Here is a 13,195-nt window from a genome sequence, read left to right as displayed (position 1 = left end):
GCGGGCCATCGCCGGCCAATTCTAGGCCTTCGGCCCATCAACCAGCGTCAGCAGGCTCCCGATCTCATCGGTTTCGATCTCCACCACCCACAGGTCGCTGTCGAAGCGTCGTTCCCTCTCAAGAAGAGCGGCACTTTCCTCGCCATCCGCACCCGCAAGACGCGTTTCGAAACGGCGTTCGGGGATATCCTCATCATCGGCGAAACTTTGCGGCGCGGGCCCATAGAGGTTCTCGCGGCCATCACGCAGGCGCTGGCGGATAAAGATCGCCCCCGCCTCCTCCGCCCCCTTCTTTTCGACAGCTGCAAATCCGCCGGCGGCGAAGACGCGGCGGATGAGGGCTGAGACGAACATTTCGGATTTGAGGCGCATGGGGTTGCTTTCGATGGAAACGGTGGGCGTGCTCTCACTGTTGAATTTAAGGGGCGATGGTGCGCGGGGCTTCACCCCCCTCTGCCCTGCCGGGCATCTCCCCCTCAAGGGGGGAGATCGGCAGGAGGCTCTTTCACTGCTCCATTCTCAAGCGTCGGGATGGGCGAGACCTTGCCGCATATCGATCTCCCCCCTTGAGGGGGAGATGCCCGGCAGGGCAGAGGGGGGTAAAGCCCCAAGCACCTTCGGTCCGTCGTCAACCCTCCGGAAGCTCAAATCTAAAGCGCCCCGATCGACTTCAGCTTCTTCAGCACGACCTCACTCGGCTCGCCGGTTTCCGGCAGGCGATAATGTTTTTCAAACGCCCTGATAGCATTACGGGTCTGCTGGCCGGCCACACCGTCCACTTTCACATCGGCATAAGCGATGTTGATCAGCCCCTGCTGTATCCTGGCTATGAGATCCCGGCTGGCAGGCTTGGACGTGCTATTAAGGGAAACGGGTTCGGCCTTTACCTGCGGCTTCTCCGCCTTGCGGATGGCGGCCGCGACCGGGTCGATTTCCACTCCACCGCCGCTGGTATCGGCAGGCCGGTCCCTGGGTATCGCGGCAACCGTTGCGCCGTCTATCCGCAGCGCCGCGAGCACCCGGGTCGTCGGCTCGCCGGTCTGTTCCATGCCGAGCGTTTCCTCGAAGAACATGATGGCGGCGGCGGTGCGTGGGCCCATGCGGCCATCCGCCTCGCCTTCGTAAAGCCCGCGTTTCTTCAGTTCTGTCTGAATATCGGCAACGATCTGCTGCGGCTTCTGGCTTTCTGCGACGGATTGCGCCGGCGTTTCGGCCCTCGCTTGCTGCGCGTTTAGCGTCTCCGCCGGTCGTTCTATGCGGAAGGTGGTGACATTGCCCTGCACGCCGAGATGCTCGGCCGGGCGATAACCGGCAATGCCATTTGGGTTTTCCGCGTCGCGCGTGCGCAGGAAAGGCGATGGGTGCACGCCCGGCTGATACCAGAGCGCATTGGCGGCGACAAAACCGAAGACGACCGCAAAGGCGCCTGAGCCGCCCACCAGTTTCGGACGGCGCAGGATTTCTCGCCCGATGGCAGAAACCACCAAGGAAACAAGCCCGGCGCCAATCTGGGCCGTTGTTTTCTTAGGCGGTTTTCGCTTTCGCGGGGCCATTGTCACCATCCTTTTTCATCATTGCGGCCATATCGCCGAGCTGCCGGATGCGGGGCGGAAATTCCACCATGCTTTCGGCTTCGGCGCTTTCGCCGCCACCCGCCATGCCCGAACCGTCGGCAGGCAGGGTGATCGTTACGACCGTTCCCTCGCCGGGCTTGCTGGCGATGGCGAAAGTGCCGCCATGCAGTGCCACAAGCCCCTTGACCAGGGACAATCCCAGACCCGTGCCCTCATAGCGACGGGTATATTCATTCTGAACCTGCATGAAGGGCTGGCCCAGCAATTCGATCTTGTCGGAAGCGATGCCGATGCCGGTGTCGCTCACCGTCAGCTTCAACATCGCGCCCTCACGCGCGGCGTCGATCGACACCACACCACCCGCATCGGTGAATTTTATGGCGTTGCCGGCAAGATTGATCAGAACCTGCCGGATGGCGCGCTGATCGGCCGAGATTTCGCCGACACCGCGCTGGATGCGGCTGGTCAAAGTCAGACCCTTTTCCTTCGCCTGCAGGCTGAGCATCGCCTCGCAGGACGAGATGGTCTCGGCAATCGGGAAGCTTTCCATCATCAGTTCGTAACGGCCGGCTTCCAGCTTGCTCATATCGAGCATGGTGTTGACGACAGAGAGAAGATGCGCACCCGACTGGCGGATGAGACCGACATATTCCCGCTGGCGGTCGTTCTCCAGCCGGCCGAAATATTCGCCGGCCAGAATATCGGAAAAACCGAGGACGGCGTTGAGCGGCGTGCGCAGCTCGTGGCTGACGGCGGCGAGAAAGCGCGATTTCGCATCATTGGCCGACTCCGCCTCGGCCGCCTTGCGGGCGACATCGCGGCGCAGGCGTACCATGTCGGTAACATCGGTCAATTGGGCGACGATACGGCGCAGGCGGCCCGTTGAACCGCGAATGGCCGTCATTTCGATGCGGCCGTGCATGAATTGCGCCTGACGCGACTTCGCGCCGGTCTCGAAGCGAAGTTCCACCGTCGCCCTGTCCTCCCCCTGCCGCAACATGTCGAAAGCCTGCATCAGTTCGATGCGGTCGGAAACATGGACGTACTCAACGAGGACATGGCCCTTGCTGGCCTGGAGGTCGTTCGGGAACGCCGCGAGATCTCGACCGGAGACGTGCTCGACGAAACCGGTCTCACCGATCATCAACACAAGGCCCGGCACCTGCGATGCCATGATAAGGTCGTCGTGCACCGGCGAGACCGAATGAGAAGATGCGCCGCGTGCGGAGTGGGAAAAGGCGATCAGAAGTGCGGCGGCAGCCAGAAACAGCGCCAGCACCAGAGCAGCGCCAATGGGCAGTGCGATGGCGGGGCTGACGACAAGGCTGAAAAGGGCCGGCGTCACCACAAGACCGACGGCGCTGAAGGCGATCAGCCAGCGCAGGCGCGCAACGGTTCCGGCGCGCCTTTCGGTGTCCTCTTCCATGCGCGCAAGCCATCTGCCTGCAGCATGGTCGACCAATGCGACCGCTTTTTCTCTCATATTACGCAATACCAACACCGAATCCCTGAGGCGGTTCTAACGGCTCCGACAATAGAAGGCGGCGGCTTAAGGAATGGATAAAAAGAATGGCCTCAAAGGCCCGTCAAATGCTGCGCAGTCCCATTACGGGGCATTTCTTCGAAGCTTTCCCAATCATGGTTAATGACGGGTAAGCGACGGATTTCGCTTCATTTTTGCCATCATGTTAACTTTTGTGGCAAAGCCGTGCGCCGCTTTCGCCCGGAACGCGCGGCCTCTGTCGCAATTATGCTTAACATCGACTGTTAAAATTCGAATGAATTCTCGGCAGGCGTCCCGATACGAGGAGAATAGGTACAATTTGAATTAAATTGCGTCGCTTTTTGCAATCGGCTGTTCGCCGGTCGCCTGTAGCTTCTTCACAAGCCCGAAAAACGGGACAAAGGCCGATGACCCGAAACCGGGCGGGGCTTTAGAAAACAAAGATCATCTGGCAGGGTGTCTGACAATGTGGTTTCTGATCAAGGGAACATTCTGGTTTTCGCTGGTGCTAGTGGCGCTGTCCTATTTCGGCAGCAGCAACGATCCGGCCAAGGAACCTTCGGCCTTCGATATTCCCAGCGCCGTTTCAGCCGCCGGTGAAGCCTATCGTTATGTCAGCGCCATCTGCATCGAAAAGCCCGATGTCTGCGTCAAGGGCGCCGAAACCTTCCACGCGCTCGGTGAGCGGGCAAAGGAAGGCGCAAAGGTGGCCTATGAATTGCTGGACAAGCAGCTTGCTTCCGGTGACAAGCCCGCTCCCGCCGCTGAACTCGCGGCCGAGACCGAAAAACTGGCCGAAGCCCCGGTCGTCAGCGTCGAATTTCCGAAGGATACCGACATGCTGAAGACCGGCACCGTCATTCCTCTGCCGCAGAAGCGCCCTGCGCCCTGATGCTGTCGCCCTGATCCCTGCCGGCCAGCGCGCCACAACCCCTTTTTTGCAGCCGAAAATATCCGGCTGCCGATTGCCTGCCTGACTTGCCCACGGAAACCTGTTTTCCGTGGGCTTTTTCATGGTCCATGGTTCAAAACCGGCCGCACTTCCCCTATATCCTAGCAAACACCTTGCAATGATGGATGATACGGCGCGCAAATGGCCTCTCTCGAAACGATCCTTGACGACTTCGCCTTCCTCGACGACTGGGAGGATCGCTATCGCTATGTCATCGAACTCGGCAAGGCGCTTCCCGATCTGCCGGAAGACAAGCGCGCGCCCGAGAACAAGGTGCATGGCTGCGCAAGCCAGGTCTGGCTCGTCAGCCATAGCGATGGCGCCGAAGACCCTCTCCTGACCTTCGAAGGCGATTCGGATGCGCATATCGTGCGCGGCCTCGTCGCCATCGTGCTCGCCGTCTATTCCGGCAAGAGAGCCTCCGAAATCGCCGATCTCGACGCGATTGAGGTGTTCGACAGGATCGGGCTGGTGGAACATCTGTCGTCGCAGCGCGCCAACGGCCTGCGCTCCATGATCAAGCGCATCCGCGAGGAAGCCCGGCTGCTGGTGGCCTGACTTTCACCTCGTCATCGACGGGCGATAATCCGCATCGCCCCAATGGTGTTCCTTCCTGCCCGCGCGGGCCGCAGGCGGCGCATAATGGCGGGCAAGCGCCAGCAGTGCTGCGCGCAGCAGCAGTTTTGCCGACCGCGCCGGCCATTGCCTTTCGCGCTCCACCGTCTCCAGCCCCTTTTCGAAGCAGCAGATATCGATGGCGACGCCCGCCAGTTCAGGCCCCATCGCATCGGCCGCGCGGGAAAACCGCGTTCTTGCGGCCATTGCCGCCTCGGTGAGATCGAGCGCCCCTCCCGCCTCACCTTTGGTGCGGTTCGCTATTCTCGGCTCCCATGTCGCTGTTACCTTCGGATTGAGATGGCCGCGATGAAAATCGGCGGCAAGGCGTTCACCCGCCCCCAGAGCATCCGCCGGGAAAAACGCCGCACCGTCCCGTTCCTTCAGCCTTGCAAGGCTGGTCAGGGGAGAGCTGTTGAGATTGCGCCGGGCCGGCTGCTTTCCTTCGCCGACATCCACAATAACCGTCTGCATATGCCGGTGCTGGTCCTGAAAAACCTCATCCCGGTCTTTCGCCATTGCACGTTTCAGCCAGGAAGCGAGCGGCGGCGCGGCGGAAAGGGTGTTTTCCCGCTGCTCGACCAGCCCGGAAGAAATGGCAAACCGCACCGTCGCGGCCGAAAACCGCAGCACAGGATGGCCTGCCTGCGCCCGGCGCAGGACGATGTCGCCACCCTCCTGCGACATCTCCACCGCGCCCGCGGCGATGCAACGCAGCAGCCGCAGGAGATGTGGGTTCTGGGGGGAGATCGGGGCGCTTTTTTCCTCACTCATCCCGGGCGCCTTTCATCGCATTGAAGATATTGCTGGTAAGCCGCTCCAGCGCGGCGACGAACTCATCGAATGCCGGTTCGTCACGCCGGTCCTCCACCACCTGGCAGGCATGGCCCACCGTCGTCCTGTCCCGGCCGAAACAGGGTCCGATATCCGACATGGGAATGCCCAGCTGCACATGGCACACATACATGGCAATCTGGCGGATGTGGCATTCCGTGCGCCGGCTGTCGCGGCGCACCAGCGTTCGGTCGCCGGTCAATTGCACCATCTCGCCGGTGAGCTGCCGTACCAGACGGCAGAGACGGGAAATCTCCTCCCGCCCCACCGCAGACGGCCAATGACGAAAAGGACGATCACCGACCCGCACGCAAGGCCGCGCGGCGGCAGGCAGAAACACAGTATCCGACGGCATATGCAACTCCTCTACGAATAGGAATTAATTCATACACCTGAGGAAGTACGTGGGGAAGCGTGAATTTGCAGAGGAAGAACATGCCTCTGATATAGTTCTATATTTTTTAGAAATGAGGCCTTCTATAAAGGATTTTTTTCCTCACCAAGATTCGAAGCGGCAATAAAAAAGCCGGTCTACGGACCGGCTGGATATTCATGTGATGTAAAGACAGTTTCTAAGGAAACATGGGGAGCGGGCGAATGCCCACTGCCGCCTTCTCCCCGCCGGGGAGAAGGTCACGGCAGCAGGTTGAGGGGGTAAGGGTACAGATATGCGGAGAACTTGCCCCCTCATCCGACCCTTTGGGCCACCTTCTCCCTGACGGGGAGAAGAAACACCCCCCGCAGACCCGCGTTAAAATCAACGGCTGGCCTTGCGGCGCTGACCGAGACCCATTTCCTTGGCGAGCCGCGAGCGGGCTTCGGCATAGGCGGGCGCAACCATCGGATAGTCGACCGGCAGGTCCCACTTTTCGCGATATTCTTCCGGCGTCATGCTGTGATGCGTCGTCAGATGCCGCTTGAGCGACTTGAACGAGCCGCCGCATTCCAAACAGACGATGTGGTCATCCTGAACCGACTTGCGGACGGAGACGGCAGGCTTCTGCTTTTCGACATTGACCGCCACCGACGCCGGCGCCGATGTTCCGCTGAGCGCCGTGTGAACATCCGAAATAAGACCGGGAAGGTCAGTTACCGGAACGACGTGGTTGCTAACATAGGCAGCCACAATATCCGCCGTCAGTTCGACCAGCAGATCCTGGGCGTTACCGTATGCAGTTTCCGTCATTTAAGTATCTCCTGTTTATTGATCCCCTGACGCGGGCAAACGCCGCATCGAGCGATGTGAAGTTACCCGGTGCCCCACCTTCGCCTTGTTGAAACCAACATGAAACCTACCCCTAGATTTCGAGCGAAAACCGGAAACGAATTGGTCCGAGATTCAACGTATGGCCCGCGACATGGGCAGCAATGGCCCGGCGGGCCATAGATTAGACATTAATAAAATGCCTATGCCGACTATGAAGAGGCTAGATGCAAATTGCGACTAGCAATTTTACACTTAATTTGGATAACAGCAAAACAGCAAAAGTCAAATTCCTATTGCGGATTTTTCAGTTCAAAACAGTCTAATTGGAATACAAAAAATTACGGGTAATAAAATACTAGACCAAGTAGCAATTGAAAATGAATACCCCCAATTATTGGGGGTATTTTCAACTTGAAATTTTCTTCATGTCATCAACTACCGATTTAGCGGCAAGCGGATAACCTGCCTTATGAGCGGCCATGGCAAGAAGATGCGCCGAGACCGGCGCTGTAAGGACAAAGAAGAAGAAACCGGCAAGCGCCCGCGCCAGCGTCGATATTTCCATGGAATGAATGCCGACCGCCAGAAGCAGCAGGCCGGAACCCACCGTTCCCGCCTTGGAAGCCGCATGCATGCGGGTATAGACATCCGGCAGCCGATTGAGCCCGATTGCCGCGATCAGCGAGAAAATGGCGCCCGAGAGCAGCAGCACTGAAACGAAAATAGTCACAACCCAATTCATCATCGCCGGCCCTTTCCCTTTCCGCCTACAACACCTTTTTTCATCGTTTTTTCAACGATTTCAGATGCCCTTTCACCGTCGAGAACCGTCGTCGGCCCGCGCCGCTCGTCCAGGCCCCGGGACAATACGAAGCGGGCGAAGGCCACCGTTGCCAGAAAACCGACCAGCCCGAGCGCGATGGCGATGTCGACATAAAGATTGAAGCCGGTGCGGATGGCGATGACCGCGATGAAGCCGATGGCGATGCCCACCAGCATGTCGAGCGCAACGATACGGTCCGGCAAGGTGGGGCCGACGACGACCCGATATACTGTCAGCAAAAAGGCCGCCGACAGAACAACCGATGCAAGTATAGTTGCAAATGAAACTGTCTGTTCTGGCGTCATATTTGAAACGCCTCCATGATTTTTTTTTCAAAGCCGTTGCGGATGTCGTTTTTCGTGGCCTCGACATCGCTGCAGTCGATCGCGTGCACGTAAAGCGTTTTTCTGTCCGCCGAAACATCGACCGAAAGCGTGCCCGGCGTGAGCGTGATGAGGTTGGCGAGCAGCGTGATCTGGAAATCCGTCGTCACCGTCAGCGGATAGGCGAAAATGCCGGGCTGCACGTCGAGCTTCGGCCGCGTCACCAGCATGGCGACCTTCCATGCGGAGAGCGCCAGCTCCTTGAAGAACAGCAGCACCAGCGACAGCATACGGGCGAACCTGAGCCAGTGGTTACGTCCGGCGGGGAGCTGGTGGCGGATGATGCCAAGCGCGAGCGTCGAAACGACGAGGGCGAACAGGATGTTCGCCAGACTGACGCTGCCCGTGACAGCGAGCCATACGGCGACGAAAAGCAGTTGTACGACATAGAGGCTCATGGTTTGCCCCCTTCGGAAAAGACCGAGTTGATATAGGCCCGCGGGTCACCGAGGCCTGCGGCCGCCTGCTGGCTGAGATTGAGCAGGCTTTCCGGAAACAGGCCGAAGAATACCACCAGCAACGTCAGACCCACCAGCGGCGTAAAAGACGGCGCTGCCGAGGGTGGCGCCTGCGGCAGGGACGACTGACCTGAGGATGCCGCCACCGGACGCCAGAAACACAAAAGGAAGATTCGCCCGAAAGCGATGGTGGCGATGAAGCCGGAGGCGAGGATGGAGCCGGCGAGCCACCACGCGCCGATATCGATCGCCGATTTGACCAGCACCGCCTTCGGCCAGAAGCCGGAAAAGGGCGGCAGGCCGGAACCGGCAAAGAACAGCGCCAGCGCCAGCGCCGAAAACCACGGAGCCTGCTGGTAAAGGCCCCTGAGTGAGGTGAGGCTGAAACCTCCGCCAAGGCGGGCGGCGTGGCCGGCGGCAAGATAGAGCGCCGTCATCAGCACCATGGAGTGCAGCGCGTAAAAAATTGCGCCGGACACACCGGAGGGCGTGCCGATGGCGATACCGGCCATCATGTAACCGATGCCCGAGATGACGATATAGCCGAGCATGCGGCGGATATCGTTCTGAGCGAGCGCGCCCATGGCCCCGAGCACCATGGTCAACGCCGCCGAGATGGCGATGACGATGCTGAGTTCTTCCCGCTCGACCGGAAACAGCATGACCATGACGCGCAGCAGCGAATAGATGCCGACCTTGGTGAGCAGGCCGCCGAACAGGGCGGACACGACGATGCGCGGCGTGTGATAGGAGGCCGGCAGCCAGAAATTCACCGGAAAGGCCGCGGCTTTCATGGCGAAGGCGAGCGCGAACAGGCTCGCAAGCGTCATCAGCGGCGCTGCGTCGCGCAGCGTCGTCGCCTTCCGGGCTATATCGGCCATGTTGAGCGTGCCGAAGATGGCGTAGAGATAACCGACCGTGATCAGGAACAGCGTCGTGCCGATGAGGTTCAGAATGGCGTATTTCAGCGCGCCGTCGATCTGCTCGCGCGTCGAGCCGAGCACGATGAGACCGAAGGACGAGATCAGCAGCACCTCGAACCAGACATAAAGATTGAAGATGTCGCCGGTCAGGAACGCGCCGGTGACACCGGCCATCAAAAGCATCAGGAAGGGATAAAAACCGTATCGCCTGCCGCTGGCATCGATATCCGCGCCAGCATGGATGGCGCCCGCAAGCGCCACGATGGCGGCCGCAAGCGACAGCAGCGCGCCCGTCAGGTCGGCGGTAAAGGCAATGCCGAAGGGCGGCAGCCAGCGGCCCATCACCATGGTGAACGGGCCTTCAGCGGCGACCTTCCACAAAAGCGCGGCGTCGAGCAGCACCAGCAGGAACAGCGCCGCTATGGCGACGGTCGCGTGGTGGCGGATGGCGTGGCGCATCATCATCAGCACCGCGCCTGCGCCAATGCAGAGCGCGATGGGAAGAATGATCAGCCAGTCGGTGAGCGGCACGGGCGTCGTGACGAGCGCTGCGGAAAGATCGGTGACTGCGGAAGAGGTGGAAGATGCCATGATGTCTCAGCCTCGCCGCTCAATAACCGAGCGGCGGCATCGGCTCGCCTGCGGGTTCTGCGGTGCGCATTTCGTCCGTGTCGTCGGTCTGCAATTCCTGAAACGCACGCCAGGTCAGCACCAGAAGGAAACAGAAGAAAGAAAAGGAAATGACGATTGCCGTGAGGATGAGCGCCTGCGGCAGCGGATTGGCCGCACCCGGGGGCAGCGTGTCCATGCCGGGCGGAATGATCGGCGGCACTTCGCGCGTCAGCCTGCCCGCAGTGAACAGCAGGAGGTTCACTGCATTGCCGAGAATGGCGACGCCGAGCAGCATGCGGATGCTGTGACGCGACAGCATGAGGTAGATCGCCACCGAAAAGAAGATGCCGACGAGAATGGAGAAGACCGCTTCCATCAGTCGCTTTCCCTTTCTTCCAGCGCCAGTGCGATGGAGGTGATGGCGCCGACCACGACAAGGTAGACACCGATATCGAAGGACATGACGGTGGAGAGCGGAATTTCGACACCGAACAGGCTCGGATAGACCCAGAGCCCGGTCATGAAGGGCACGCCGGCGGCCATGGAAACGAGGCCGGACAGCATGGACAAAAGCAGCCCCGCCCCGGCGATGGCGAGCGGATGAAACACGATGGCGCGCCGAACCGCGGTCACGCCATAGGCGATGCCGTAGATCGCCAGCGCCGAGACCGCAATCAGGCCGCCGATGAAACCGCCGCCCGGCTCATTATGGCCGCGCAACAGCACGAAGATGGAAAACAGCACCATGAGGCTGGTGACAACGGGAGTGACGGTGCGCAGAATGAGCGTGTTCATACCCGCGCTCCTTTCTTCTTCGCGGTTCTGGCCGGTCCCTTGACGGCGGCTCCCTTGACGGCGGCGGCCGGGCGGATGCGGATCAGCGCAAGGATGGCAAGGCCCGTTATCATCACGACGGCGATTTCACCGAGCGTATCCGTGCCGCGGAAGTCGACGATGATGACGTTGACCACATTGGCGCCGTGGGCGATGGTCTTGGAATAGGTGTTGTAGAAGTCCGTCAGGCGGTTGTCGAAGCTCGCCTGCGTCGCGCGCATCAGGAACAAAGCGAAGCCGGTTCCGCAGGCGATGGCGATGGTGCCGTCCATCAGCTTCTGGCCAAGGCCGCGATGGTCTGACGGCGACAGGCGAAGCCGCGTCATGACAAGCGTCAGAATGACCACCGAAAGCGTCTCGACCATGAATTGCGTGAAGGAGAGATCAGGCGCGCCGAACAGCAGAAAAATGACCGCCACCGCAAAGCCCTGAATGCCGAGCGCGATGATGGCGGTGAGCCGGCTCGACGCCGTCGGCACCGCGATGAGGCCCGCCACGGCAATGACGATGAAGGTGAGTTCATGGACCTGCATATCGTGCGGCCATGACGGCATGGATGGCAGCTCCCCATAAAGGAACAGCGGCACAAGCAGCACGGCGGCGATGACGGCGAAAGTGGCGGTAACGTAAAACTCCAGCCTACCCGGCTGAATGAGCCGGGTGATGTGGAACGAGACTTTCACCAGCATGTCGATGAAAACGTCAAAGCCCCTGTCCGGCCCCGCCCCCAACGCCTTGAAGGTGCGGTCGATCAGCCCACGGGCGGTGGAAAGCTGCGCATAGAGAGCAATGCCGAGCGCGATCGTCAGCAGCGACAGGCCGAGCGGCACGCCAATATGCGGGATGAGCGAGATTTCCACCGGGCGCGCTTCACCGGCGATGGCGCTCGCCATCGGCGTGGAGACATAGAAGTGCGCGACGCCGGAAAAGAGCGCGATCGTCAGCCCCTTCAGCGCCAGAAGCGCCGGTCCGAGCCAGAGCAACAGCGAGCCTTCATGCGCGTGTTTCGGGGTCTTCACCGGCTTGCCGAGAAAGGGTTTCAGCGCCACAGCGAAGGCGACGGCGAACATCAGCGCGTTGCCGAGGATGGCGATGCCGGTGAACAGCACGGCCCGCGGATTGCCATGCGCCAGCGCGTAATAGATCTCTTCCTTGGCGAGAAACCCGAAAAAGGGCGGCAGGCCGGCCATGGAAATCGCAGCCGCCAGCGCCGCTGTAAAGGTGATCGGCATGGCTTTTCGCAGGCCGCCGAGCTTCGTGACGTCGCGGGTGCCGGTCTCATGGTCGATGATGCCGGCGACCATGAACAGCGCGCCCTTGAACAGCGAATGCGCCACCAGATAAAGCACCGCCGCCTCGATGGCATGGGCGGAACCAAAGCCCGTCAGCATGACCAAAAGGCCGAGCGACGACACCGTGGTATAGGCGAGCATCAGCTTGAGATCGGTCTGGCGCACGGCCAGCAGCGCGCCGATAAGCATGGTCAGCCCGCCGAAGAAAGGCAGCAGGATCTGCCAGGCGGCGGTATCGCCGAGCACCGGGTTGAGCCGCATCAAGAGATAGACGCCCGCCTTCACCATGGTCGCCGAGTGCAGATAGGCCGAAACCGGAGTGGGCGCTTCCATGGCGTTGGGCAGCCAGAAATGGAAGGGAAACTGCGCCGATTTGGTGAAGGCCCCGCCGAGAACCAGAAGCAGCGCGGCCAGATAAAACGGGCTGTCGCGCAAGACATCGCCGCCGCGCACCAGCATCGACAATTGCGTCATGCCGCTGATGTCCCAGATGAAGATCAGCCCTGCGAGCAGCAGGAGACCGCCGCCGCCCGTCACCACCAGCGCCTGCAACGCGGCGCGGCGCGAGGCGGCGCGCTCATGATCGAAGCCGATCAGCAGGAAGGAGGTGATGGAGGTGAGTTCCCAGAAGACGAACAGCATCAGCAGGCTGTCGGAAACGACGACGCCCAGCATCGCGCCCATGAAGAGCAGCAGGAAGGACAGGAACCGGCCCTGCTGCGGATGGCCCTTCATATAACCACCAGCATAGAGCACGATCAGCAGGCCGATGCCGGTGATCAGCAACGCGAAAGTCAGCGACAGGCCGTCGATGAACCAGGAAAAACTGAGATTGAAGCTCGGCACCCAGGCATAACCGCCTGTCACCACCCCGCCTGCCGCGATCTGCGGCAGCATCAGCGCGAAATGCGCGAAGGCGAGAGCAGGCGCAATCGCCAGAACCCATGCCGCGTTGTGGCCAAACCGTTTCACCAGGGCCGGCGCAGCGAGCGCTGCCAGAAACGGCAGAAAAAGCGATAGGAATGTCAGCGGCGTGACATCGGATGTCATTCACGTCTCCCGGGATATACCCCATCCCTGCGCGCCAATAAATGGCGTTCTTCTTTCAAATCGATTTTCCAGTTAAGGCATAGACACGCCCTTCTCAACCCAAATCGGTACTCCCGTCCCATAACGAACGCGTT

General features: G+C 60.5%; 15 protein-coding genes. 2 read left to right on the top strand and 13 right to left on the bottom strand.

Annotation, left to right across the window (positions count from 1 at the left end; genetic code table 11):
* Nucleotides 1–21 precede the first annotated feature (21 nt).
* The 3 genes from ACQZ48_RS06340 to ACQZ48_RS06330 form a co-directional block, all read right to left on the bottom strand.
* On the bottom strand, nt 22–372 hold the full coding sequence (locus ACQZ48_RS06340; protein ID WP_448728680.1) for a DUF1491 family protein: 351 nt from the start codon (nt 370–372) through the stop codon (nt 22–24).
* A gap of 278 nt (nt 373–650) precedes the next feature.
* Entirely contained in the window at nt 651–1,553 is a 903-nt protein-coding gene (locus tag ACQZ48_RS06335) for a peptidoglycan-binding domain-containing protein (protein WP_448728679.1), read from the bottom strand.
* Complete coding sequence (locus ACQZ48_RS06330) at nt 1,525–3,057, bottom strand: sensor histidine kinase (protein ID WP_269824458.1); 1,533 nt, start codon at nt 3,055–3,057, stop codon at nt 1,525–1,527. Before ACQZ48_RS06330 ends, ACQZ48_RS06335 begins: the two co-directional genes overlap by 29 nt.
* Before the next feature lie 487 nt (nt 3,058–3,544).
* Here ACQZ48_RS06330 and ACQZ48_RS06325 point away from each other — a divergent pair, with 487 nt between their 5' ends.
* Nucleotides 3,545–3,970, top strand: a complete 426-nt coding sequence (locus ACQZ48_RS06325) for a DUF5330 domain-containing protein (protein WP_173988422.1) — start codon at nt 3,545–3,547, stop codon at nt 3,968–3,970.
* Nucleotides 3,971–4,171: 201 nt separating this feature from the next.
* A complete protein-coding gene (locus ACQZ48_RS06320; protein ID WP_191216937.1) occupies nt 4,172–4,588 on the top strand; it encodes a SufE family protein in 417 nt (138 codons plus the stop codon).
* Nucleotides 4,589–4,591: 3 nt separating this feature from the next.
* On the opposite strand, the gene ACQZ48_RS06315 is transcribed toward ACQZ48_RS06320, so the two are convergent.
* The 10 genes from ACQZ48_RS06315 to ACQZ48_RS06270 form a co-directional block, all read right to left on the bottom strand.
* Complete coding sequence (locus tag ACQZ48_RS06315; protein WP_448728678.1) at nt 4,592–5,419, bottom strand: DUF6456 domain-containing protein; 828 nt, start codon at nt 5,417–5,419, stop codon at nt 4,592–4,594.
* Nucleotides 5,412–5,834, bottom strand: a complete 423-nt coding sequence (locus ACQZ48_RS06310; RefSeq protein WP_448728677.1) for a helix-turn-helix domain-containing protein — start codon at nt 5,832–5,834, stop codon at nt 5,412–5,414. Before ACQZ48_RS06310 ends, ACQZ48_RS06315 begins: the two co-directional genes overlap by 8 nt.
* 402 nt (nt 5,835–6,236) lie before the next feature.
* Nucleotides 6,237–6,665, bottom strand: a complete 429-nt coding sequence (gene ros, locus ACQZ48_RS06305; RefSeq protein ID WP_003497181.1) for a MucR family transcriptional regulator Ros — start codon at nt 6,663–6,665, stop codon at nt 6,237–6,239.
* A gap of 427 nt (nt 6,666–7,092) precedes the next feature.
* The gene (mnhG, locus tag ACQZ48_RS06300) at nt 7,093–7,431 is read right to left on the bottom strand and encodes a monovalent cation/H(+) antiporter subunit G (RefSeq protein WP_448728676.1); all 339 of its coding nucleotides are present in this window, start codon (nt 7,429–7,431) and stop codon (nt 7,093–7,095) included.
* Nucleotides 7,428–7,814 carry a cation:proton antiporter gene (locus tag ACQZ48_RS06295; protein WP_448728675.1) on the bottom strand — a complete coding sequence of 129 codons (387 nt, stop codon included), beginning with the start codon at nt 7,812–7,814 and terminating at the stop codon, nt 7,428–7,430. Before ACQZ48_RS06295 ends, mnhG begins: the two co-directional genes overlap by 4 nt.
* Complete coding sequence (locus tag ACQZ48_RS06290) at nt 7,811–8,290, bottom strand: Na+/H+ antiporter subunit E (protein WP_077982703.1); 480 nt, start codon at nt 8,288–8,290, stop codon at nt 7,811–7,813. The genes ACQZ48_RS06295 and ACQZ48_RS06290 overlap by 4 nt, the downstream gene beginning before the upstream one ends.
* Nucleotides 8,287–9,864, bottom strand: coding sequence for a Na+/H+ antiporter subunit D (locus tag ACQZ48_RS06285; protein WP_142912421.1), 1,578 nt, complete (start codon nt 9,862–9,864; stop codon nt 8,287–8,289). The genes ACQZ48_RS06290 and ACQZ48_RS06285 overlap by 4 nt, the downstream gene beginning before the upstream one ends.
* A 19-nt stretch (nt 9,865–9,883) precedes the next feature.
* Nucleotides 9,884–10,261, bottom strand: coding sequence for a Na+/H+ antiporter subunit C (locus ACQZ48_RS06280; RefSeq protein ID WP_077982705.1), 378 nt, complete (start codon nt 10,259–10,261; stop codon nt 9,884–9,886).
* Nucleotides 10,261–10,680, bottom strand: a complete 420-nt coding sequence (locus ACQZ48_RS06275) for a Na(+)/H(+) antiporter subunit B (RefSeq protein ID WP_077982706.1) — start codon at nt 10,678–10,680, stop codon at nt 10,261–10,263. Before ACQZ48_RS06275 ends, ACQZ48_RS06280 begins: the two co-directional genes overlap by 1 nt.
* Entirely contained in the window at nt 10,677–13,061 is a 2,385-nt protein-coding gene (locus ACQZ48_RS06270) for a putative monovalent cation/H+ antiporter subunit A (protein ID WP_191216940.1), read from the bottom strand. Before ACQZ48_RS06270 ends, ACQZ48_RS06275 begins: the two co-directional genes overlap by 4 nt.
* Between the last annotated feature and the right edge of the window lie 134 nt (nt 13,062–13,195).

The sequence above is a fragment of the Agrobacterium sp. 22-209-1 genome (assembly GCF_053522485.1).
Note: the sequence above shows the minus strand (reverse complement) of the source record. Positions and strands in the feature narration are given on the sequence as shown.